This is a genomic window from Pseudomonas sp. S8, from assembly GCF_050473925.1.
In the GTDB taxonomy this organism is placed as follows: Bacteria; Pseudomonadota; Gammaproteobacteria; order Pseudomonadales; family Pseudomonadaceae; genus Aquipseudomonas; species Aquipseudomonas parakoreensis.
Map to the genome: position 1 here is coordinate 2956407 of NZ_JBFDVZ010000016.1, position 21751 is coordinate 2978157.

Annotated in this window: 18 protein-coding genes and 2 tRNA genes; 16 read left to right on the top strand and 4 right to left on the bottom strand. The window is 60.7% G+C overall.

Annotated features, from left to right (window positions below):
- Positions 1-309 precede the first annotated feature (309 nt).
- The 7 genes from AB1J88_RS14500 (at position 310) to pdeM (ending at position 7806) form a co-directional block, all read left to right on the top strand.
- Entirely contained in the window at positions 310-1092 is a 783-nt protein-coding gene (locus AB1J88_RS14500; protein ID WP_003222321.1) for a transporter substrate-binding domain-containing protein, read from the top strand.
- A gap of 57 nt (positions 1093-1149) precedes the next feature.
- Positions 1150-1878, top strand: a complete 729-nt coding sequence (locus AB1J88_RS14505) for an ABC transporter permease (protein WP_003222319.1) — start codon at positions 1150-1152, stop codon at positions 1876-1878.
- Positions 1875-2585, top strand: a complete 711-nt coding sequence (locus tag AB1J88_RS14510; protein ID WP_041070638.1) for an ABC transporter permease — start codon at positions 1875-1877, stop codon at positions 2583-2585. Before AB1J88_RS14505 ends, AB1J88_RS14510 begins: the two co-directional genes overlap by 4 nt.
- A gap of 11 nt (positions 2586-2596) precedes the next feature.
- Positions 2597-3715 (top strand): succinylglutamate desuccinylase/aspartoacylase family protein, encoded by a 1119-nt coding sequence (locus tag AB1J88_RS14515; protein WP_430291329.1) that lies wholly within the window; start codon positions 2597-2599, stop codon positions 3713-3715.
- Between the two features lie 13 nt (positions 3716-3728).
- On the top strand, positions 3729-4493 hold the full coding sequence (locus AB1J88_RS14520) for an ABC transporter ATP-binding protein (RefSeq protein WP_123586990.1): 765 nt from the start codon (positions 3729-3731) through the stop codon (positions 4491-4493).
- A 170-nt stretch (positions 4494-4663) separates the two neighbouring features.
- Positions 4664-7153, top strand: coding sequence for a ligase-associated DNA damage response DEXH box helicase (locus AB1J88_RS14525; protein ID WP_430291330.1), 2490 nt, complete (start codon positions 4664-4666; stop codon positions 7151-7153).
- Positions 7150-7806 (top strand): ligase-associated DNA damage response endonuclease PdeM, encoded by a 657-nt coding sequence (gene pdeM, locus AB1J88_RS14530; protein WP_108181873.1) that lies wholly within the window; start codon positions 7150-7152, stop codon positions 7804-7806. Before AB1J88_RS14525 ends, pdeM begins: the two co-directional genes overlap by 4 nt.
- A 45-nt stretch (positions 7807-7851) precedes the next feature.
- Here the strand turns inward: pdeM and AB1J88_RS14535 are convergent, their stop codons facing one another.
- Together AB1J88_RS14535 and dcd are read right to left on the bottom strand one after the other, a co-directional pair.
- Positions 7852-8061: a hypothetical protein gene (locus AB1J88_RS14535; RefSeq protein ID WP_047292047.1), complete on the bottom strand. Its 210-nt coding sequence runs from the start codon at positions 8059-8061 to the stop codon at positions 7852-7854.
- Between the two features lie 102 nt (positions 8062-8163).
- Complete coding sequence (gene dcd / locus AB1J88_RS14540; RefSeq protein ID WP_003222308.1) at positions 8164-8730, bottom strand: dCTP deaminase; 567 nt, start codon at positions 8728-8730, stop codon at positions 8164-8166.
- 353 nt (positions 8731-9083) lie between these two features.
- On the opposite strand from dcd, the gene AB1J88_RS14545 reads away from it, so the two are divergent.
- Positions 9084-9293: a cold-shock protein gene (locus tag AB1J88_RS14545; protein WP_002554837.1), complete on the top strand. Its 210-nt coding sequence runs from the start codon at positions 9084-9086 to the stop codon at positions 9291-9293.
- A 163-nt stretch (positions 9294-9456) separates the two neighbouring features.
- Here the strand turns inward: AB1J88_RS14545 and AB1J88_RS14550 are convergent, their stop codons facing one another.
- Positions 9457-10464: a DUF481 domain-containing protein gene (locus tag AB1J88_RS14550; protein WP_198759682.1), complete on the bottom strand. Its 1008-nt coding sequence runs from the start codon at positions 10462-10464 to the stop codon at positions 9457-9459.
- A 166-nt stretch (positions 10465-10630) separates the two neighbouring features.
- Between AB1J88_RS14550 and AB1J88_RS14555 the strand changes: the two genes are divergently transcribed.
- The 4 genes from AB1J88_RS14555 (at position 10631) to AB1J88_RS14570 (ending at position 15403) form a co-directional block, all read left to right on the top strand.
- Positions 10631-10984 (top strand): MGMT family protein, encoded by a 354-nt coding sequence (locus AB1J88_RS14555; RefSeq protein ID WP_430291332.1) that lies wholly within the window; start codon positions 10631-10633, stop codon positions 10982-10984.
- A 43-nt stretch (positions 10985-11027) separates the two neighbouring features.
- Positions 11028-12587, top strand: a complete 1560-nt coding sequence (locus AB1J88_RS14560; RefSeq protein WP_041070722.1) for an AmpG family muropeptide MFS transporter — start codon at positions 11028-11030, stop codon at positions 12585-12587.
- Between the two features lie 129 nt (positions 12588-12716).
- Positions 12717-14432, top strand: a complete 1716-nt coding sequence (locus AB1J88_RS14565; protein ID WP_041070725.1) for a proline--tRNA ligase — start codon at positions 12717-12719, stop codon at positions 14430-14432.
- A 17-nt stretch (positions 14433-14449) separates the two neighbouring features.
- Positions 14450-15403: a hypothetical protein gene (locus AB1J88_RS14570; RefSeq protein WP_027614341.1), complete on the top strand. Its 954-nt coding sequence runs from the start codon at positions 14450-14452 to the stop codon at positions 15401-15403.
- 85 nt (positions 15404-15488) lie between these two features.
- On the opposite strand, the gene dinB is transcribed toward AB1J88_RS14570, so the two are convergent.
- Positions 15489-16550 carry a DNA polymerase IV gene (gene dinB / locus AB1J88_RS14575; RefSeq protein ID WP_047292012.1) on the bottom strand — a complete coding sequence of 354 codons (1062 nt, stop codon included), beginning with the start codon at positions 16548-16550 and terminating at the stop codon, positions 15489-15491.
- A 279-nt stretch (positions 16551-16829) separates the two neighbouring features.
- On the opposite strand from dinB, the gene AB1J88_RS14580 reads away from it, so the two are divergent.
- From AB1J88_RS14580 to AB1J88_RS14595, 4 genes are all read left to right on the top strand, one after another.
- Positions 16830-16906, top strand: a tRNA-Met gene (locus AB1J88_RS14580).
- Positions 16907-17114: 208 nt separating this feature from the next.
- Positions 17115-17191, top strand: a tRNA-Met gene (locus tag AB1J88_RS14585).
- 279 nt (positions 17192-17470) lie between these two features.
- Positions 17471-20110, top strand: a complete 2640-nt coding sequence (gene mprF, locus AB1J88_RS14590; protein ID WP_430291333.1) for a bifunctional lysylphosphatidylglycerol flippase/synthetase MprF — start codon at positions 17471-17473, stop codon at positions 20108-20110.
- Positions 20110-21402 (top strand): virulence factor family protein, encoded by a 1293-nt coding sequence (locus AB1J88_RS14595; RefSeq protein ID WP_430291334.1) that lies wholly within the window; start codon positions 20110-20112, stop codon positions 21400-21402. Before mprF ends, AB1J88_RS14595 begins: the two co-directional genes overlap by 1 nt.
- Positions 21403-21751 lie beyond the last annotated feature (349 nt).

Consider the following 21751-nt stretch of genomic DNA (forward strand, 5'->3'; position numbering starts at 1 on the left):
TCCCCATCATTCTTTCAGTAAACCGCGTGTACCGGATTTGCGACTGCTACGCAGCCGATCGGGGATAAATCCCCTCGCTACAAGCATTCAGAATCCGTTAAAAAATGCGTGCCTCGACCCAACTTGGTGCGGCCTTCAACCAACGCCCGGTTCCGTGCACCAATCCCTTTCCCTCTCCCCTCCCCCAACCTTTTAAAACACTTGTTCGGGACTCTGGTTCGGAAATTGCTACTTTCTATAGGTCGTACGCGTTCCAGTAACAATAATTCTGCGCCACAAGCGCTCATATTGGTTCTTAGGGATTGAATAATGAAAAAAGCATTGCTGACCCTTTCTGCACTGGCGTTGTGCATGGCTGCCGGCTCCGCGCTGGCCAAGGAATACAAAGAGCTGCGTTTTGGCGTTGATCCTTCCTACGCACCGTTCGAGTCGAAAGCGGCCGACGGCAGCCTGGTGGGCTTCGACATCGACCTGGGCAACGCGATCTGCGCCGAGCTGAAGGTCAAGTGCAAATGGGTTGAAAGCGACTTCGACGGCATGATTCCGGGCCTCAACGCCAACAAATTCGACGGTGTGATTTCGTCGATGACCGTGACCCCGGCCCGTGAAAAGGCGATCGATTTCTCCAGCGAGCTGTTCTCCGGCCCGACTTCCTACGTGTTCAAGAAGGGTTCCGGCCTGAGCGATGACGTCGCCTCTCTCAAGGGCAAATCCGTCGGTTACGAGCAAGGCACCATCCAGGAAGCCTACGCCAAGGCCGTACTGGAGAAGGCCGGGGTGAAAATCCAGGCTTACGCCAACCAGGATCAGGTCTACGCCGACCTGAAAAACGGCCGTCTCGACGCCTCGATCCAGGACATGCTGCAAGCCGAACTGGGCTTTTTGAAGTCGCCGGATGGCGCCAACTACGAAGTCAGCAAGCCAGTTGACAGCGAACTGCTGCCAGCCAAAACCGCTGTCGGTATTAAGAAAGGTAACAAAGAGCTGAAGGCGCTTTTAGATAAAGGTATCAAAGCGTTACACGATGACGGCAAATACGCCGAGATTCAAAAGAAACACTTTGGCGATCTGAATCTGTACAGCGGTAAATAATGCCCTGGCGCCCATCACTCGATGGGCGCCTTTTCCATCCGCTCAGGTTGCTGATTTATGTTCGAAAACCTCTTACAAAATCTGGGGCTCTCCGCCTTCAGCCTCAAGGGCTTCGGTCCGTTGCTGTTGGAAGGCACCTGGATGACCATCAAATTGTCGGCGTTGTCGCTGCTGGTGGCCGTGTTGCTCGGTCTCTTGGGCGCCAGTGCCAAACTGTCGAAATCCAAACTGCTGCGCCTGCCTGCCCAGCTCTACACCACGCTGATTCGCGGCGTGCCGGATCTGGTGCTGATGCTGCTGATTTTCTACAGCCTGCAAACCTGGCTGACCGCCCTGACCGACGTCATGGAGTGGGACTACATCGAAATCGACTCCTTTACCGCCGGGGTGATCACCCTGGGCTTCATCTATGGCGCGTATTTCACCGAAACCTTCCGTGGCGCAATCCTCGCCGTACCACGCGGTCAGGTCGAAGCGGCCACCGCCTACGGCCTCAAACGCGGCCAGCGCTTTCGCTTCGTGGTGTTCCCGCAAATGATGCGCTTCGCCCTGCCGGGCATCGGCAACAACTGGATGGTGATGCTCAAGGCCACCGCGCTGGTGTCGATCATCGGTCTGGCGGATCTGGTCAAAGCCGCGCAGGACGCCGGTAAAAGCACCTATCAACTGTTCTACTTCCTGGTACTCGCCGCCTTGATCTATCTGCTGATCACCAGTGCATCCAACGTCATCCTGCGCTGGCTTGAGCGCCGTTACGCCGCCGGTGCCCGGGAGGCCGTACGATGATCGAACTCCTGCAGGAATACTGGAAACCCTTCCTTTATACCGACGGCACCAACATCACCGGGCTGGCGATGACGATGTGGCTGCTCAGCGCCTCGATCTTCATCGGGTTCCTGGTGTCGATACCGCTGTCGATTGCCCGGGTCTCGTCGCACTTCTATGTGCGCTGGCCGGTGCAGTTTTACACCTACCTGTTCCGTGGCACGCCGCTCTACATCCAGTTGCTGATCTGCTACACCGGGATCTACAGCCTGGCCGCCGTGCGCGCGCAACCGTTGCTCGACAGTTTCTTTCGCGATGCGATGAACTGCACGATCCTCGCGTTCGCCCTGAACACCTGCGCTTACACCACGGAGATTTTTGCCGGGGCGATCCGCAGCATGAACCACGGTGAAGTCGAAGCGGCCAAGGCCTACGGTCTGACCGGCTGGAAGCTGTATGCCTACGTGATCATGCCCTCGGCGCTGCGCCGTTCGTTGCCGTATTACAGCAACGAAGTGATCCTGATGCTGCACTCGACCACCGTGGCCTTCACCGCGACCATCCCCGACATCCTGAAAGTGGCACGGGACGCCAACTCGGCGACCTACCTGACCTTCCAGTCGTTCGGCATCGCCGCGCTGATCTACCTGACCATCACCTTCGCGCTGGTCGGCCTGTTCCGCCTCGCCGAACGCCGATGGCTGGCATTCCTCGGGCCGACCCACTAGGAAACCCTGTAATGCGACACCAGATCCATGACCTGTTGGCCCCGGTGCCGGGGACCGCACGCCAGATCCACAGCTTCCACTTCGGCCCGGAGCAGGCCCAAGGCAAGATTTACATCCAGTCCTCGCTGCATGCCGATGAAATGCCCGGCATGCTCGTCGCCTGGCACCTCAAGCAGCGCCTGGCGGAGCTGGAAGCTGCTGGGCGCCTGCGCAGCCAGATCGTGCTGGTGCCGGTGGCCAATCCGGTCGGTCTTGAACAAGTGCTGATGGACGTGCCGCTGGGCCGCTACGAACTGGAGAGCGGGCAGAATTTCAATCGCTGGTTCGTCGACCTCAGCGAAGAAATCGGCAACGCCATCGAGGGCCAACTGGGCGACGACCCGCAACGCAACCTTGAGCTGATCCGCGCCAGCCTGCGCAACGCCCTCGCCCGCCAGACGCCCGCCACACAACTGCAATCCCAGCGCCTGACCCTGCAACGGCTGGCGTGTGATGCCGACATGGTGCTGGACCTGCATTGCGATTTCGAATCGGTGGTTCACCTCTACACCACGCCCGAGGCGTGGCCGCAGGTCGAGCCGCTGGCGCGTTATATCGAAGCCCAGGCGAGCTTGCTGGCCACCGATTCCGGCGGCCAGTCGTTCGACGAATGCTTCACCCTGCTGTGGTGGCAACTGCAGGAACGCTTTGGCGAGCACTTCGAGATTCCGCTGGGCAGTTTTTCGGTGACCGTGGAGTTGCGCGGCCAGGGTGACGTCAATCACCCGATGGCCAGTCGTGACTGCCAGGCCTTGATCGATTACCTGATCCAGTTCGATGCGATCGTCGGCGAGACCCGGCCGCAACCGCCCTTGCCCTTCCCCGCAACACCGCTGGCCGGTGTCGAGCCGGTCACGACAGCGGTCGGGGGGCTGCTGGTGTACACCGCGCAAGCCGGCCAGTACCTGCAAGCCGGGCAACAGATTGCCGAAATCATCGACCCGATCAGTGATCGGGTTACCCCCATTTGCTGCACCGCTGCCGGCGTGATGTACGCCCGATCGCTGCGGCGCATGGCCACTGCCGGCATGGTGATCGCCCACGTGGCGGGTGCCGAAGCCTATCGCAGCGGCTATCTACTTTCGCCTTGAGGATGTCTGTCCCATGTACAAATTGACGGTTGAAGGTCTGCACAAAAGCTATGGCGACCATCAGGTACTCAAAGGCGTTTCGCTCAAGGCCAAAACCGGCGACGTGATCAGCCTGATCGGCGCCAGTGGCTCGGGCAAAAGCACCTTTTTGCGCTGCATCAACTTCCTCGAACAACCCAACGATGGCGCCATGAGCCTCGACGGCCAGGCGATCCGCATGGTCACCGACCGCCACGGCATGCACGTCGCCGACCCGAATGAACTGCAACGCCTGCGCACGCGACTGGCCATGGTGTTCCAGCACTTCAACCTGTGGAGCCACATGACCGTGCTGGAAAACATCACCATGGCCCCGCGCCGGGTGCTGGGTTGCAGCAAGCAGGAAGCGGAAGACCGCGCCCGCCGTTACCTGGACAAGGTTGGCCTGCCGGCGCGCGTCGCCGATCAGTACCCGGCGTTTCTCTCCGGCGGCCAGCAACAGCGGGTGGCGATTGCCCGGGCGCTGGCGATGGAGCCGGAAGTGATGCTGTTCGACGAACCGACCTCGGCACTCGACCCGGAGCTGGTAGGCGAAGTGCTGCGGGTGATTCAGGGACTGGCCGAGGAAGGCCGGACGATGATCATGGTGACCCATGAAATGAGCTTCGCCCGCAAAGTCTCCAGCCAGGTGTTGTTCCTGCATCAAGGGCTGGTGGAAGAAGAAGGCGCGCCGGAAGACGTGCTGGGCAATCCGCGCAGCGAGCGGCTGAAGCAGTTCCTCAGCGGTAACCTCAAGTAACCCGAATCTCCAATGTAGGAGCTGCCGCAGGCTGCGATCTTTTGATTTGCCTTTCAAGATCAAAAGATCGCAGCCTGCGGCAGCTCCTACATTGAGATTGCGGTGTTTTTAAACCTTTCGTATGTCGGCGTGGTCACTGGAAGAACACTTCCAGAGCGCGCACAACCGGCATGGCGAAATCCACCGACCTCGCAAAAACCTGGTTCAACGCACGCAACTGGAAGCCGTTCGCCTTTCAAAAGCAGGTGTGGGCCGCCGTTAAAAAAGGTCAGTCCGGGTTGCTCCACGCCAGCACCGGCGCCGGTAAAACCTATGCGGTGTGGTTCGCCGCGCTCAACCGCTTCGCCCGGTCAGCCGCGCCCGCAGCCACGACCAGCAAACGCAAACCCCAGAGCGAACCGCTGACCGTGTTGTGGATCACGCCGATGCGCGCCCTCGCTGCCGACACCGCGCGTGCCCTGCAAGCGCCGGTCAGCGATTTGCAGATTCCGTGGAGCATCGGTCTGCGCACCGGCGACACCAGCAGCGCTGAACGCGCACGTCAGGGCCGACGCCTGCCGACCACGCTGATCACCACCCCGGAAAGCCTGACCCTGCTGCTCGCCCGCGCCGACGCACAAACCGCACTGTCGAGCCTGCGCATGATCGTCGTCGATGAATGGCACGAATTGCTCGGCAACAAACGCGGCGTACAGCTGCAACTGGCCCTCGCCCGCCTGCGCCACTGGCAACCGGAGCTGATCGTCTGGGGCGTGTCCGCGACCCTCGGTAATCAAGCCCACGCCGAACAGGTGCTGATCCCACAGGGCGGCGGGATCAGCGTGCAGGGCCAGAGCGAAAAATCACTCAAGGTCGACACCTTGATCCCGCCCGCCATCGAACGTTTTCCGTGGGCCGGGCACATTGGTCTGAAGATGCTGCCGCAGGTTGTCGCCGAACTCGACGCCTGCGCCAGCAGCCTGGTCTTCACCAACACCCGCGCGCAGTCGGAAATCTGGTATCAGGCGTTGCTCGAAGCGCGGCCGGACTGGGCCGGACTGATCGCGCTGCACCACAGTTCACTGTCTCGCGAGACCCGCGACTGGGTCGAGCAAGCGTTGAAGGACGGGCAGTTGAAAGCCGTGGTCTGTACGTCAAGCCTGGATCTGGGCGTGGATTTTTTACCGGTGGAACGGGTGCTGCAAATCGGCTCGGCCAAGGGCGTGGCGCGGCTGATGCAGCGTGCAGGGCGCTCCGGTCACGCGCCGGGGCGCACCTCGCGAGTGACGCTGGTGCCGACCCACAGCCTGGAGCTGATCGAAGCCGTCGCCGCACGTGATGCCGTGGCGCAACGCCACATTGAACCGCGCCTGTCGCCGCACCAACCGCTGGATGTGCTGGTGCAACATCTGGTCAGCATGGCGCTGGGTGGTGGCTTTATTCCCGAGGAGCTGTACGAAGAAGTCCGTGGTGCCTGGGCTTATCGAGACCTAACGCTGGCGAACTGGGCCTGGGCGCTGGCGTTCGTACGTCACGGCGGGCTTTCTCTGACGGCCTATCCGGATTACCGCCGGGTCGAACCGGACGAAAACGGCGTCTGGCGCGTCCCCGATGCACGGCTCGCCCGCCGCCATCGCATGAGCATCGGCACCATCGTCAGCGATGCGAGCATCCATCTGAAATTCTGGAGCAAGGGTGGCGGCGGCAAGCAATTGGGCAGCGTCGAGGAAGGGTTTATCGCGCGGCTGAAACCGGGTGACGGCTTTCTGTTCGCCGGGCGTTTGCTGGAGTTGGTGCGGGCGGAAAACATGACCGCGTACGTCAAACGCAGCACCGCAAAGAAAGCCGCCGTGCCGCGCTGGAATGGCGGGCGGATGCCGCTTTCCAACGAATTGGCCGCCGCCGTGGTCAGTCGCTTCACAGCGGCCGCGCGGGGTGAGTTCGCCGGCCCGGAAATGCACGCGCTGCAACCGTTGCTGCAGACCCAGGCGCGCTGGTCGGGTCTGCCCACTTCCGACAGTCTGTTGGCGGAGGTGCTGAAATCCCGCGAAGGCTGGCACCTTTTCCTCTACCCGTTTGCCGGGCGCCAGGTGCATTTGGGGCTCGCCAGCCTGCTGGCGTGGCGCATGAGCCAGCGTCAGCCGCTGACGTTCTCGATTGCGGTCAATGATTACGGGCTGGAGTTGCTCAGCGCCACTCCGGTCGATTGGTCCGGGCAATTCGATGCAGCGCTGCTCAGCCCCGAGTATCTGCTGCGCGACGTGCTCGCCAGCCTGAATGCCGGGGAGCTGGCGCTGCGGCGCTTTCGCGAAATTGCGCGGATCGCCGGGCTGGTGTTCGCCGGCTATCCCGGCGCACCGAAAAGTACCCGTCAGGTGCAGGCCTCCAGCGGATTGTTCTTCGAGGTGTTCAAGCAATACGACGCCGACAACCTGCTGCTGGCCCAGGCCGGGGAAGAAGTCCTGCGCGAAGAGCTGGATATTCGTCGTCTGGAACAGACATTGGAGCGAATCAACCGGATGAAACTGGACATGCACCTGATCAAACGGCCTACACCGCTGGGCTTTCCATTGCTGGTGGAGCGCATGCGTGAAAGCATGAGCTCGGAAAAACTCGCCGACCGCATCCGGCGCATGGTCGGTGATCTGGAGCAATCCGCCGACAAGGGTCAAGCCTCATGAGTGCAGCGTATCCCGTGCGCCTGGCCGGCGAGGAACTCTGGCTGCTGCCGGAAAAGGCTCTGTACTGGCCGGCGCAGCAAGCGCTGCTGATCGCCGACGTGCATTTCGGCAAGGCTGCGGCGTACCGCAGCCTCGGCCAGCCAGTGCCACAAGGCACCACGACGGCGAACATCGAAGTGCTCGACCGCTTGCTGGCGAGGCTGCCCTGCCGGCAGCTGATTTTCCTCGGTGACTTTCTGCACGGTCCCGGTTCGCATGCGGCGGGCACGCTCAATGCCTTGGCCGAATGGCGCGCACGTCACGCGGATCTGCCGATGACACTGATTCGCGGCAACCACGACAAGCGCGCCGGGGACCCGCCGGCGGCACTGAATATCCGCGTGGTTCCAGAACCGATGCTGCTCGGGCCGTTCGCCTTGCAACACGAACCCGACCCGCACCCGGAACGGCATGTGCTGGCCGGGCACGTGCATCCCGTCTATCGGCTTAACGGCAAAGGGCGGCAGCGTTTGCGTCTGGCATGTTTCCGGCTGGGCGAGGGTTTGAGCCTGCTGCCAGCGTTTGGCGCGTTTACCGGCGGCTTTGCGGTGGAGAAGGATGACACCTGCAGGATTTTCGTCGTCGGCGACAACGAAATATGGCCGGTCAGCTGAGGTATAGGGCACACCTCGGCCAACTGGCCATTATCGGGCAGCGGCTCAAGCCACTGGCGCGGGTGGCGGCTCGTCCGGCAGCGTCGGCTCGCCCGGTTCGGTCGGTTGTTCGTTGGGAGTATCGGGATCAGGCTGACCGGGAATGCCGCCAGCCATATGGAAAGCCGGGTGTGCCAACAATGACCAGGCCAAAACGCCAACCTGATTGGGCTCAAGCCTTGCCAGTTCGGCGGTGATATGCGGATCGATCTTCATGCAACCTCCTCGGCGAAGGCCCGTTTTGCCAGAAGCAAAAACGGGCAGTACACCCCATAGAGTGTCTGCCCGCCAAAGAATTCCCGCGAACTGCCGGACGGATCAGGTACGCGGCAGGGTCACGCCACGCTGGCCTTGATACTTGCCGCCGCGATCCTTGTAGGAAACTTCGCATTGTTCGTCGGATTCGAGGAACAGCATTTGCGCCACGCCTTCGTTGGCGTAAATCTTCGCCGGCAGGTTGGTGGTGTTGGAAAACTCCAGGGTCACATGACCTTCCCACTCAGGCTCGAGCGGGGTTACGTTGACGATGATGCCGCAACGCGCATAGGTGCTTTTACCCAGGCAGATGGTCAATACGTTGCGCGGAATGCGGAAGTACTCGACGGTGCTGGCCAGGGCGAAGGAGTTCGGCGGAATGATGCAGACATCGCTGTGAATGTCGACAAAGCTGCCGGCGTCGAAGTTTTTCGGGTCGACGATCGCCGAGTTGATGTTGGTGAACACCTTGAAATGATTGGTGCAGCGCACATCGTAGCCGTAGCTCGACACACCGTAGGAGATCACACGGCTGTCGTCGCTGCCGCGCACCTGGCGCTCGACGAAAGGCTCGATCATGCCGTGTTCCTGCGCCATGCGGCGAATCCACTTGTCCGATTTGATGCTCATGGCGGGTGTCCTGAATAGCGAGGTGGAAAAAATCTGTCCGGCATCTTACCGGGCGCGCCGCCGGGTTCAAAGTGTGCGCTGCAATTCTCGGCGAACATGCTGGAAATACGCGCCCTGGCGACGAAGCGTCACACCGCCGATCCTTAAAACAGAGAAACCTTCGCAAGAAGCATTGGCACGTTCCGGAAAAAGGGTTAAGGTGGCGCCACTGTGCTGCTTGTGTCACTGAGAATCTCTACACGATATGTTGAATTTCGATCCAACCATCTACAAGAATTTTTCCTGCTCTTTGCACTCAGTCTCGGCCAGGGTTCTTCCTGAGTCGCAGTTATCTTTGTTCAAGGAGTTACACCATGTCTAATCGCCAAACCGGTACCGTTAAGTGGTTCAACGATGAAAAAGGCTTCGGCTTCATCACTCCACAATCCGGTGACGACCTGTTCGTTCACTTCAAAGCTATCCAATCCGACGGCTTCAAAAGCCTGAAAGAAGGCCAACAGGTTTCTTTCATCGCTACCCGCGGTCAGAAAGGCATGCAAGCTGAAGAAGTACAAGTTATCTAACTTGTAGCTTCTTTAGAAAAGAGCCCCGCCCTCAAAAGCGGGGCTTTTTTGCGGGTGTCTATTTTCCAGACGCAAAAAAAGATCGCAGCCTGCGGCAGCGCCTACAGGATAAATACCATTCCCCTGTAGGCGCTGCCGCAGGCTGCGATCTTTTGCTTGTGCCTTACCAGGCCACGCCAAACCCTGCGGTATAGCGGGTCTTGTTCAAATCTGCGTCCTTCGTGCCACTGATGATGTCGCGCTCGGCCTTGAGATTGAGCGACGCCCAGTCAGTGACCTTGTAACGCAGGCCCATCTCGGCATCCAGCGCGTAGTTGGCCACGTCCGACAGCGGCTTGCCCAGTTCGCCGTTGGTGAAGAACTCGACCTTCTTGCCGATCAGGTAGCGGTTGTAATCCCACTTCATGGCGACCGAATAGAAATTGTCCTTGCCGCCATCGCTGTACTCGTAATCGGTGCGGTTGAGCAGCGAGCCAAGCGAAAACGCCCCCAGCTCGTCGTCCCAGAACTGGTAGCCCGGACCGGTACCGACCACGCGCTGACGTGACAGCTCTTCAACGTAATCACGCTTGTAGTTCAGGCGCCCCTGCCAGAACCACTTGTCGGTGAGGAAACGGTCGAGCGCGTATTCAGCGCGCCAGTTATTGGTGGTGACTGCGTCGTCCTGCACTTCGCGGTTGTATTCGCCCTCGGCGGTGTGCCGCCAGCGACCATGACGTGCGGTGGTCTTGAAGTCGATGTCGTAATCGTCGGTGTCCTTTTCCGCCCGCTGATAATCCATCGCCAGGCCTATATTGCCTTTCCATACCAGATCCTCGACCACCGGTTTGGGTTTGAGAATCTGCTGAATGCTCGCCAGCTCGACGGTCTTCGGCGCCTCGCCGTTGGCCAGGGTGACCTTGCCGTCATCGGCAGCGGTCAGCGACTTGGCCTTTTCACCGTTGTAGGCGTCCTGTTTGACCAGCAGTTCCTGATCGCTCTGCAGAGTCTTGACCTCTTTCCAGTCAATGGTGACCGCACCCGCATACTGGGTCTGAATCAGCAATTTGCCGCCATCGAAAACGGAAATCTTGCCGCTCAATTTGTCACCGTTCTTCAACCAGACGGTGTCGGCAAGCAGGGGCGTAGACGCACTGAAAACAGCAAGGCACAGCAGGGTTCTGGACAGCATAAGCAGTTCAAGGGCTCAAGTTTGCGAAAAAAGGTCGGCATTATCCGTAGGAATAAGACCCTGACAAGGACTGACCGAGCGATTTCCATTGAGTTCATTTCTCATCTGGCCAACGAGCGATTACGCTTGAGCCCATCGATACGACTATTGTTCAGGAACCGCGCAGGTGAAAGAGCCGAATCATCCCGAGGAAAGCGAAGCGCAAATCCGACGCACGGCGCTTTATTCCACCCTTGCCCAAGTACCTGAAGGCAAAGTGGTCAGCTATGGTCAGCTGGCCGAACTCGCGGGTCTGGGGCGCGCCGCCCGCTGGGTCGGCCGGACCCTCAGCCAACTACCCGGCGATACCAGACTGCCGTGGCACCGGGTATTGGGTGCCGGCGGTCGGATCAGCCTGCCGCTGGGCAGCCCCTCGGGGGACGAACAACGGGCACGATTACGTTCTGAAGGCGTCACCATCCTGAACAATCGTGTGGATATTCAGCGCCATGGCTGGCGTCCGATAGAGCACAGCGGTTAGAGTGCGCGCTTTGTTTTCGCAATCTTGAGGCAGACTTCAGCCCATGCCCCGTAAAACCTGGCGCGCCGCGCTAGCCGCCTATGCCAGTCCTTCGACGCTCGTGCTGTTGTTGCTCGGTTTTGCTGCCGGCCTGCCGTACATGCTGGTGTTTTCGACGCTGTCCGTGTGGCTGCGTGAAGCCGGCGTTGCCCGTGAAACCATCGGCTACGCCAGCCTGATCGGCCTGGCCTACGCCTTCAAATGGGTCTGGTCACCGCTGCTCGACCAATGGCGCCTGCCTTTATTGGGCAAGCTGGGCCGCCGCCGTTCGTGGCTGGTGCTCTCGCAGTCGTTAGTGATTCTGGGCCTGATCGGCATGGGCTTCTGTGATCCGCAGAAACACCTGTCCTGGCTGATCGCCATTGCCGTCATCGTCGCCTTTGCCTCCGCCACCCAGGATATCGCGGTCGACGCCTATCGCCTGGAAATCGCCGACGACAGCCGTCAGGCCGCACTGGCCGCCAGTTACATGTCCGGCTATCGCGTCGCCGCCCTGCTGGCCACGGCAGGCGCGCTGTTCTTCGCCGAAGGCTTCGGTTCCACCGGCTTCAACTACCAACATTCAGCCTGGACCGGCACCTACGCCCTGTTCGGGGTGTTGATGGTCCCTGCCCTGTTGACCTCGCTGCTGATGCGCGAACCGCCCGTGCCATTGCGCACGCAGTTGCAGGCCGGTCGCTACAGCTTCGTCCATCAGCTGGCCTCGGTATTCGTGCTGATCGTGTTGCTGGTGTCGGTTCCGGCGATGTTCACCCAGCTCTACAACACCGATTTCGCCAGCGTATTGTTCGGTCAGATGAGTCCGCTCGACCTGCTGCTCGAAGACCGCGCCTTCCTGCGTGCCATCCTCTATACCCTGCTCACCGGCCTGTGCCTGTCAACCATGGGCCGTCGCGGCCTGGCACCGGTGCTGACGCCGGTCAACGACTTCATCCTGCGTTACCGCTGGCAAGCGTTGCTGCTGCTCGGACTGATCGCCACGTATCGGATGTCCGACACGGTAATGGGCGTGATGGCCAACGTGTTCTACATCGACCAGGGCTTCACCAAGGATCAGATCGCCAGCGTGAGCAAGATCTTTGGCCTGATCATGACCCTGGTCGGCGCCGGCATGGGCGGCCTGCTGATCGTGCGTTTCGGCATCCTGCCGATCCTGTTCATCGGTGGCGCGGCTTCGGCGGCGACCAACCTGCTGTTTGTGATGCTGGCCGACATGGGGCCGAACCTGCAGATGCTGGTGGTGACCATCTCCCTCGACAATTTCAGTTCCGGGCTCGCCACCTCGGCGTTCGTCGCCTACCTGTCGAGCCTGACCAACCTCAAGTTCTCGGCGACACAGTACGCCCTGCTCAGTTCGATCATGCTGTTGCTACCGCGCCTGATGGGCGGTTACTCCGGTGTCATGGTCGAGAAGTTCGGCTACCACAACTTCTTCATGATCACCGCGCTGCTCGGGGTGCCGACGCTGGTGCTGATTGCCCTGCACTGGTTCCAGGAAAATCGCCGCGCGGGCCCGACGCCAACGCCCGAGCCTGCACCGACCTCCGTCGTCGAAGAGTCGTAGGACATTTCAGATACGGCGGGAGGATTCCCGCCGTCGAGCCTCACCGCCAAGCGCAATCCTGTACGTCGGCAAATCTCGCCGGTACACTGCTCAGTCATTTCCAGTCACAGCAACCGACAACGGCCAACCATGCGCACCAGTCAATTTTTGCTCGCCACACAGAAAGAAACGCCTTCCGATGCGGTCGTCGTCAGCCACCAGCTGATGCTGCGCGCCGGCATGATCCGCAAACTCGCTTCGGGCCTGTACACCTGGCTGCCGATGGGCTTGCGGGTAATGCGCAAGGTTGAAGCCATCGTTCGCGAAGAAATGAACGCTGCCGGTTCTCTTGAAGTGTTGATGCCGAGCACCCAACCGGCCGAGCTGTGGCAGGAATCGGGGCGCTGGGAAGAATACGGCCCTGAGCTGCTGCGCATCAAAGACCGCCACGGTCGCGACTTCTGCGCGGGCCCTACCCACGAAGAAGTGATCACCGATCTGATGCGCAACGAGTTGAGCAGCTACAAGCAGCTGCCGATCAACCTGTACCAGATCCAGACCAAATTCCGTGACGAAATCCGCCCACGCTTCGGCTTGATGCGTGGCCGTGAATTCATCATGAAGGACGCCTACTCGTTCCACGCCGATCAGGCTTCGCTGCAGGTCACCTACGACCGCATGCATCAGGCGTACTGCAACGTGTTCACCCGCCTGGGCCTGAAATTCCGTCCGGTTGAGGCCGACAACGGTTCGATCGGTGGCGCCGGCTCCCACGAGTTCCACGTACTGGCCGAGTCCGGCGAAGACGACATCGTCTTCAGCAACGGCTCCGACTACGCGGCGAACATCGAGAAAGCCGAAGCCGTGCCACGCGAAACCTCGCGTCCGGCACCGGCCGAAGAGCTGCGCTTGGTCGACACCCCGGACACCAAGACCATTGCCGCGCTGGTGGAAAAATTCAATCTGCCGATTGAAAAGACCATCAAGACCCTGATCGTCCACGCCGAAGAGCCAGGCAAGCTGATTGCGCTGATCATCCGTGGCGACCACGAGCTCAACGAAATCAAGGCTGCCAACCAGCCAGGCGTTGCCAGCCCGCTGGTCATGGCTTCCGATGCCGAACTGCGTGACGCCATTGGCGCCGGTGCCGGTTCCCTCGGCCCGCTGAACCTGCCACTGCCGATCATCATCGATCGCTCGGTCGAACTGATGAGCGACTTCGGCATCGGCGCGAACATCGACGACAAGCACTACTTCGGCGTGAACTGGGAGCGCGATCTGCCGGTTCCAACCGTTGCCGACCTGCGTAACGTCGTCGCCGGTGACCCAAGCCCGGACGGCAAAGGCACGCTGGAAATCAAGCGCGGCATCGAAGTCGGGCACATCTTCCAGCTGGGCAACAAGTACAGCAAGGCGATGAAGTGCGAAGTGCTGGGCGAGAACGGCAAGCCGGTCACGCTGGAGATGGGTTGCTACGGTATCGGCGTATCCCGCGTGGTCGCTGCCGCCATCGAGCAGAACAACGACGACAAAGGCATCATCTGGAGCGACACCCTGGCGCCGTTCCAGATCGCCCTGGTACCGCTGCGCTATGAAACCGAGCAGGTGCGCGAAGCCACCGACAAGCTGTACGCAGAACTGACTGCCGCCGGTTTCGAAGTGCTGCTGGACGATCGCGACAAGAAAACCAGCCCGGGCATCAAGTTCGCGGACATGGAGCTGATCGGCATTCCTCACCGGATCGTGGTCAGTGACCGCGGCCTCGCCGAAGGCAACCTGGAATACAAGAGCCGCACCGAGGCCGAAGCGCAAGCGCTGCCGGTCGCCGATGTGCTGTCCTTCCTTCAGGCCCGTATCCGCCGCTGAATCCAGATAGAGACCTCATGTTCAAGCGAAACACCTTGGGCCTCGGTGGCGCCGCCTTGTGCGGCGCCCTGCTGGTCAGCGGCTGCGCCAATCAGATGTCACAGCGCAGCGAGCACGAAGAGCGGGTCGAGCGCAAACTGCTCGACCACAGCCTGCAGATCGATGTCGGTGAGCCTAAGGTGCTCGAGCTGCCGCAACGACGTGTGAAGATCAACGAACAGAAGACCTTCGAAGTCACCGAGTTCGAAGTCACCCGTCGTTACGATCGCTACACGCCTTACCAGCCCTGGCGCGAAATCTACGAGATTCCGCTGGGCGCGGTGGCCGTGGTCGCTGGTATCGGCGCCAATGTGGTCAACGTGTTCGCCCTGGGCAACCTGCCGGACAGCGTGACCAAGGACTGGCTGAACTACGGCATTGCCGGGGTCAACCCGTTCATGAACGTGCAGTCTCACGGTCGTGCACAACAGAACCTGGCCGGTATCGATGAAGTCCAGCGCGACAAGCGCACGGAATATTCGAGCCTGCCGTGGAGCGAGCGCCCGGTGCAGGTCAAGGCCGGCAAGCAGACCTTCGACATGACCACTGACCGCAACGGCGTGCTGCGCCTGAACCTGCTGGACAGTCCGTTCGCCGAAAATGACTTGAATCATATCGGCAAGCTGCAAATCAGCGTCGAAGACGGCAAGGATGACGTGCACAGCGATTCATCCCTGGCGATCAGCAGTCATTTGCGCAGCAAGTTACTCGAAGCCCACGGGTTGATTTATGACGATCTGGAAGACGACGAAGTGAGCCAGTGGGTCCACCGGGTCAAACGCCTGTCGGAGCTGGGTCTGGAAGAAGAAGCCAGCGAACTGGAGCAAAGCCTGATCGAGCTGACGCGTAACGATCCTGAGTTGCAGGCCGAGTTTCTCAAGTCGCTGACCAAGGATGCCGGGCGCCTGGTGGCTGATCCAGGACCGAATTAAGCCTTAAAAGATCGCAGCCTGCGGCAGCTCCTACAGGGAACGCATTCCAATGTAGGAGCTGCCGCAGGCTGCGATCTTTTGACTTTTAACGCTCAAACAACTCCATCTGCTCAAACCCGCCGCGCAAATCCTCCAGCCGGACCCCCACCCCCAACAACCGCACCGGTTTCCCGCCACGATTGAATGCCTGCGTCAGCATCAACTGATAACTGCCCAGATCGCGCCCTGCCCCGGCCTGCTCCAGTGTGGTCTGGGTAAAGTCATGGAACTTCACTTTGACGAACGGCTTGCCTGGGCGATAACTGCTGTCGATCCGTTCCATGCGGGTTTTCAGGGTGTCCAGCAGCTCCGGCAGCTTGTCGAGGCAACTGCGCAGATCCGGCAGATCGACGTCGTAGGTGTTTTCCACGCTGATTGACTGACGGCGACTGTCGTTATGCACCAGCCGGTCATCAATCCCACGGGCCAGACTCCAGAGTCGCTCACCGAAACTGCCGAATTCGCGCACCAGCGCCAACTTGTCCCACTCGCGCAATTGCAGGCAATCGGCGATGCCGAGTTTGCCCAGCTTGTCCGCGGTGACTTTGCCGACGCCGTGCAACTTGCTCACCGGCAAACCGCTGACGAAATCTTCCACCTGATCCGGAGTAATGACGAACAGCCCGTTGGGCTTCTTCCAGTCACTGGCGATCTTGGCCAGAAACTTGTTCGGAGCCACACCCGCAGACACGGTGATGTGCAACTGATTGGAAACGCGCCGACGGATATCCTGAGCGATGCGCGTGGCGCTGCCGCCAAAATGCGCGCTGTCGGAGACGTCGAGATAGGCTTCGTCCAGCGACAGCGGTTCGATCAGGTCGGTGTAATCGCGAAAGATCGTATGAATTTCCTTCGAGGCTTCGCGATAGGCGTCCATGCGTGGCTTGACGATGGTCAGGTCGGGGCACAGCTTCAAGGCGTGTCCGGATGACATTGCCGAGCGCACACCATAGGCCCGCGCTTCATAGTTGCAGGTTGCAATCACTCCACGCCGATCCGCCGACCCACCCACCGCCAACGGCTTGCCAGCCAGGTTCGGGTCGTCGCGCATCTCGATGGCGGCGTAGAAACAGTCGCAGTCGACGTGGATGATTTTTCGCTGGGTCATGACAGAAAAAGCAACATGGTGAGCCGGAAACGCAGTATCTCACTGACACCTGTATATAGCACCAGTGGTCCGAATGTTCTTTTCAGTCTGTAGGACAACGACAATGAATTTATTTTCTCAATCGAAAATCATTGGCCGATAGAGCTGAAAGCCTCGTCCCACCTGCCCTGCGTCCCTTCTCCCGCCCTGCAAAAAGCGCTAAGCGATTGAACAGGAACAGATTTATCCAGATTCAAGGTTGACACTCCGGTGATCCTCTGTAGAATGCCGCCACACAGACGCGGGATGGAGCAGTCTGGTAGCTCGTCGGGCTCATAACCCGAAGGTCGTCGGTTCAAATCCGGCTCCCGCAACCAAACATCAAAAAAGGCTACTCGAAAGAGTGGCCTTTTTTGTGCGCGTCTGTTTTTCAATCAACGCGCAGTCGAGCAAACAGGAATTCGTTGCATTTCCGAAACTTACCGTTGCGCTGCGACCGTTTGACGCAAATTCACACTTATTTGACCCTTTACGGGATTAGCGGTTGACACCTCGCCGTTCGCCTGTAGAATGCCGCCACACAGACGCGGGATGGAGCAGTCTGGTAGCTCGTCGGGCTCATAACCCGAAGGTCGTCGGTTCAAATCCGGCTCCCGCAACCAAACATCAAAAAAGGCTGCTCGAAAGAGTGGCCTTTTTTGTATCTGTGGAAAAAGTCCTTTCGCAACAATGATCTGTCACGCTGCAGTGAAACGCTCAGGATCATCAGACCCGCCCAGTTGCGACTATGCTTGAGTCGCAGGCAAGACGTCTGCAATCCATGACCCGCCCTCGCCGATCCCGGATGAGAGGCGTAGTATTTTGTGATTATTTTTTTCTACAGGGATTGGTAACTTGGCTGGATACCTCCATCCTGTCGCGCACAATCCAAGAGGTGATTGATGCGCGCCAACTCGTCTGATTCACAAGACACCGTCACAGCAGAACATCCGATCAAACCCGAGCGCCTGCGCTTGCTGGATCGGTTGAGCAAATATCGCCAGCCGATCGGTCTGGCGGTCACGTTGCTGCTGTTTGCCATTGCGCTGATTGCCTGCCGCCATCTGCTGAGCGAACTCGATCTCTACGCCCTGCATGACTCGATCCTGGCCGTGCCGAAACCGGCCCTGCTGGGAGCCGTGAGTGCGACGGTGGTCGGCTTCATCATATTGCTCGGCTATGAATGGTCGGCCAGCCGCTATGCCGGCGTGACACTGCCGCCGCGCACTCTGGCGCTGGGTGGCTTCACCGCATTTGCGATTGGCAACGCCATCGGCCTGTCGCTGCTGTCCGGCGGCTCGGTGCGCTACCGTTTATATGCACGACATGGTCTGGGGGCATCGGAAGTCGCGCACATGACGCTGTTCGCCAGCCTGTCGCTGGGTTGCGCCCTGCCTCCGCTGGCCGCCCTCGCGACCCTGAGCGATCTGCCCGCCGCCTCCACTGCATTGGGTTTGTCAGAAGGCCTGCTCGGCACGATCGCCGCGGTGGTGCTGGGGCTTGGCGCGATTCTGGCCGTCGGCATCTATCGCCGCCGCCTGCCGGAGCAGCCATACCGCGACAACCTGCTGGTCAGGGTCGGTCGCCGCACATTGCGCCTGCCGGGCCGACGCCTGACCTTCCTGCAACTGATCATCACCGCCCTCGACGTCGCCGCAGCGGCCACCGTGCTCTATCTGCTGCTGCCGGAAGCCCCGCCGTTCGGCGCCTTCCTGCTGGTGTACCTGCTGGCCCTGGCCGCTGGCGTACTCAGCCATGTACCGGGAGGTGTCGGGGTCTTCGAAGCGATCCTGCTCGCCGCGTTCGCCGATACCCTCGGGGCCGCGCCACTCGCCGCCGCGCTGCTGCTGTATCGCCTGATCTATGTGGTGCTGCCGCTGCTGGTGGCCTGCCTGTTTTTGCTAATCAACGAAGGCCAGCGCCTGTTCCAGACCCAGACCATGCGCGCAGCGTCCGGTCTGGCCGCGCCGATTCTGGCGGTGCTGGTGTTTCTGTCCGGCGTGGTGCTGCTGTTTTCCGGCGCGACCCCGGAGATCGACACGCGTCTTGAACACATCGGTTTTCTGATTCCGCATCGCCTGGTCGACGCCTCGCACTTCGGCGCCAGCCTGATCGGTGTGCTGTGCCTGATGCTGGCGCAGGGCCTGCGCCGTCGCCTGTCAGCCGCGTGGATGCTGACCACCATTCTGTTGCTGGTCGGCGCCCTGCTCTCGCTGCTCAAAGGCTTCGACTGGGAAGAAGCCACGCTGATGACACTCACCGCGGCGCTGCTGGGGGTGTTCCGTCGTTCGTTCTATCGTCCGAGTCGACTGACCGAACTGCCGTTCTCGCCGCTGTATCTGGTGGCCAGCCTGTGTGTATTGGGCGCTTCGACCTGGCTGCTGCTGTTCGCCTATCAGGACGTGCCGTACAGCCATCAACTGTGGTGGCAGTTTACCCTCGACGCTGACGCCCCGCGCGGCCTGCGCTCGCTGCTCGGCGCGGCGGTGCTGTTGCTGGTGATCGCCCTGACCTGGCTGCTGCGCACCGCGCGCCCGGTGATCCACCTGCCGACCCCGGACGAACTGGATCGCGCCGCGAAAATCCTGATGGCCTCGTCGCAACCCGATGGCGGCCTCGCCCTGACCGGTGACAAGGCGCTGCTGTTTCACCCCAACGACGAGGCGTTCCTGATGTACGCCCGTCGCGGCCGCAGCCTGGTGGCGCTGTACGACCCGATCGGCCCCGGCCAGCAGCGTGCCGAGATGATCTGGCAGTTCCGCGACCTGTGCGACATCCATCACACCCGTCCGGTGTTCTATCAGGTGCGCGCCGAGAACCTGCCGTACTACATGGACATCGGCCTGACCGCGATCAAGCTCGGCGAAGAAGCCCGGGTCGATCTGCATCGCTTTGACCTGGAAGCCAAGGGCAAGGAGATGAAGGACCTGCGCTACACCTGGAACCGTGGCACCCGCGACGGTCTGTCGCTGGAAATCCATGAGCCGGGCCAGGCGCCGATGGATGAGTTGAAAGTGATTTCCGATGCGTGGCTGACCGGCAAGAACGTGCGCGAGAAAGGCTTCTCCCTTGGCCGTTTCAGCGACGATTATCTGAAGCATTTCCGCATTGCGGTGATTCGCTTCGAGGGCCGCCCGGTGGCGTTCGCCAACCTGCTCGAGACTTACAGCCATGACCTGGCCAGTCTCGATCTGATGCGCTCGCACCCGGACGCCCCCAAGCTGACCATGGAGTTCCTCATGGTCGGCTTGATTCAACACTATAAGAGTCACGGATACGCGCGCTTCAGCCTGGGCATGGTGCCGTTGTCGGGGTTGCAACCCCGGCGAGGTGCACCGCTGACCCAGCGTCTGGGCTCGATGGTCTTCCGCCGTGGTGAGCAGCTGTACAATTTCCAAGGCTTGCGCCGCTTCAAAGACAAGTTCCAGCCTGACTGGGAACCCCGTTATATGGCAGTGCCCGCCGGACTCGATCCGCTGGTGGCGCTGGCCGATACTGCTGCCCTGATCGCGGGCGGCTTGACTGGATTGGTGAAACGCTGATGATTCAACGCTCCCTGAAGTACATCCTGGCCGCACTGATCGTGCTGGCCGTGATTGCCGGCGGCGGTTACTGGTACCTCAAACGCCCGGCACCGCAACCGACACTGCAACCACTGACGGCTGCCGACGGCACGGTCATGACCCGCGTCATTCCCGGCACCCAGCCCAAGGCTCAGGTGCTGGTCGCGGTCAATGACGACCAGAAGCTGACCGACAACCAATTGAGCACACTGAGCCGCAGCGCCTCGGCGCAGATCGTTCAGGTGATTCTGCCCAAGGACTGCCTGCAACAGAGCCGCGCCCTGCAAACCGGCCTGCGCGAACTGAATGGCCCGGCCACGCTGGTCAGCGGTATCGGCCCTGGCGCGGTGCTGGCCTGGCGCTGGTTGTCCGAGCAGAAGGACGACAAGGCCCAGGCGATCTCGGTCGACCTGGCCCTGGAAAAACCTGGATGCACCCACCTGCTGCCGAAATCTGCCGCCCACGGCCACTGGCTGGCGGCATGGAACGACAACCCGGACGACACCAGCGCCGGTTTCGTGCGCGATCAACCGAACGCCGAAACCAGCATCAGCGACTACGACATCAACCTGCCGCAAGTGCTGAACAACGAGCTGCGCAAAATCCTCGTCGGCGGCGACAAGGCCAATGGTGGTCTGGCGATCCCGGTGGTTGAAGTGCCAGCCGGTCAAGCCAAGGACACCGTGACCCTGTTCCTTTCCGGTGACGGCGGCTGGCGCGACCTCGACCGCGACGTGGCCGGCGAGATGGCCAAGATCGGTTACCCGGTGGTCGGCATCGATACCCTGCGCTACTACTGGCAGCACAAGAGCCCGGAGCAAAGCGCACTGGATCTGACCGAACTGATGCAGCACTACCGGCAGAAATGGGGCACCAAGCGCTTCATCCTGACCGGTTACTCGTTCGGTGCCGACGTCCTGCCAGCGATCTACAACCGCCTGCCAGACACCGAGCAGCAACGCGTCGACGCCATCATCCTGCTGGCCTTCGCCCGCACCGGCAGCTTCGAAATCGAAGTCGAAGGCTGGCTCGGCAACGCCGGCAAAGAAGCCGCCACCGGCCCGGAAATGGCCAAGCTGCCCGCCGCCAAAGTGGTGTGCATCTACGGCGCCGAAGAGACCGACGAGAGCGGCTGCACCGACAAGACTGCGGTGGGCGAAGCGGTGAAACTGCCCGGCGGCCACCACTTCGACGAGAATTACCCGGCGCTGGCCAAGCGGTTGGTGGACTTGATCGAGAAGCGTCAGAGCAAGGATCAGCCGGCGGAGTGATCTGAACCGGCAAAACGAAAAGCCCCCGCAGCCTCATGGTTGCGGGGGCTTTTTACATTTCAGCTGCCGTCAGAATCCTCTGTGGGAGCGAGCCTGCTCGCGAAGCGGTAAGTCCGTTAACAGATTCGTCGACTGACACTACGCCCTCGCGAGCAGGCTCGCTCCCACAGGGAATCATGTGCCCGATGTTTAGTGCCCACGACCTGCGCGGACGATAACCGAATCCGAAGCCGATCTGCCTGAATGCACCTCATAACCTTGCAGGAGCTGGCTTGCCAGCGATGACGGTGAGTCAGTCGACATTGATTCTTGATGTGCCGGACTCATCGCTGGCAAGCCAGCTCCCACA

Coding starts and splice junctions, on each gene's coding strand:
- AB1J88_RS14500 (WP_003222321.1), top strand. CDS start 310: ATGAAAAAAGCATTGCTGACCCTTTCTGCACTGGCGTTGTGCATGGCT.
- AB1J88_RS14505 (WP_003222319.1), top strand. CDS start 1,150: ATGTTCGAAAACCTCTTACAAAATCTGGGGCTCTCCGCCTTCAGCCTC.
- AB1J88_RS14510 (WP_041070638.1), top strand. CDS start 1,875: ATGATCGAACTCCTGCAGGAATACTGGAAACCCTTCCTTTATACCGAC.
- AB1J88_RS14515 (WP_430291329.1), top strand. CDS start 2,597: ATGCGACACCAGATCCATGACCTGTTGGCCCCGGTGCCGGGGACCGCA.
- AB1J88_RS14520 (WP_123586990.1), top strand. CDS start 3,729: ATGTACAAATTGACGGTTGAAGGTCTGCACAAAAGCTATGGCGACCAT.
- AB1J88_RS14525 (WP_430291330.1), top strand. CDS start 4,664: ATGGCGAAATCCACCGACCTCGCAAAAACCTGGTTCAACGCACGCAAC.
- pdeM (WP_108181873.1), top strand. CDS start 7,150: ATGAGTGCAGCGTATCCCGTGCGCCTGGCCGGCGAGGAACTCTGGCTG.
- AB1J88_RS14535 (WP_047292047.1), bottom strand. CDS start 8,061: ATGAAGATCGATCCGCATATCACCGCCGAACTGGCAAGGCTTGAGCCC.
- dcd (WP_003222308.1), bottom strand. CDS start 8,730: ATGAGCATCAAATCGGACAAGTGGATTCGCCGCATGGCGCAGGAACAC.
- AB1J88_RS14545 (WP_002554837.1), top strand. CDS start 9,084: ATGTCTAATCGCCAAACCGGTACCGTTAAGTGGTTCAACGATGAAAAA.
- AB1J88_RS14550 (WP_198759682.1), bottom strand. CDS start 10,464: ATGCTGTCCAGAACCCTGCTGTGCCTTGCTGTTTTCAGTGCGTCTACG.
- AB1J88_RS14560 (WP_041070722.1), top strand. CDS start 11,028: ATGCCCCGTAAAACCTGGCGCGCCGCGCTAGCCGCCTATGCCAGTCCT.
- AB1J88_RS14565 (WP_041070725.1), top strand. CDS start 12,717: ATGCGCACCAGTCAATTTTTGCTCGCCACACAGAAAGAAACGCCTTCC.
- AB1J88_RS14570 (WP_027614341.1), top strand. CDS start 14,450: ATGTTCAAGCGAAACACCTTGGGCCTCGGTGGCGCCGCCTTGTGCGGC.
- dinB (WP_047292012.1), bottom strand. CDS start 16,550: ATGACCCAGCGAAAAATCATCCACGTCGACTGCGACTGTTTCTACGCC.
- mprF (WP_430291333.1), top strand. CDS start 17,471: ATGCGCGCCAACTCGTCTGATTCACAAGACACCGTCACAGCAGAACAT.
- AB1J88_RS14595 (WP_430291334.1), top strand. CDS start 20,110: ATGATTCAACGCTCCCTGAAGTACATCCTGGCCGCACTGATCGTGCTG.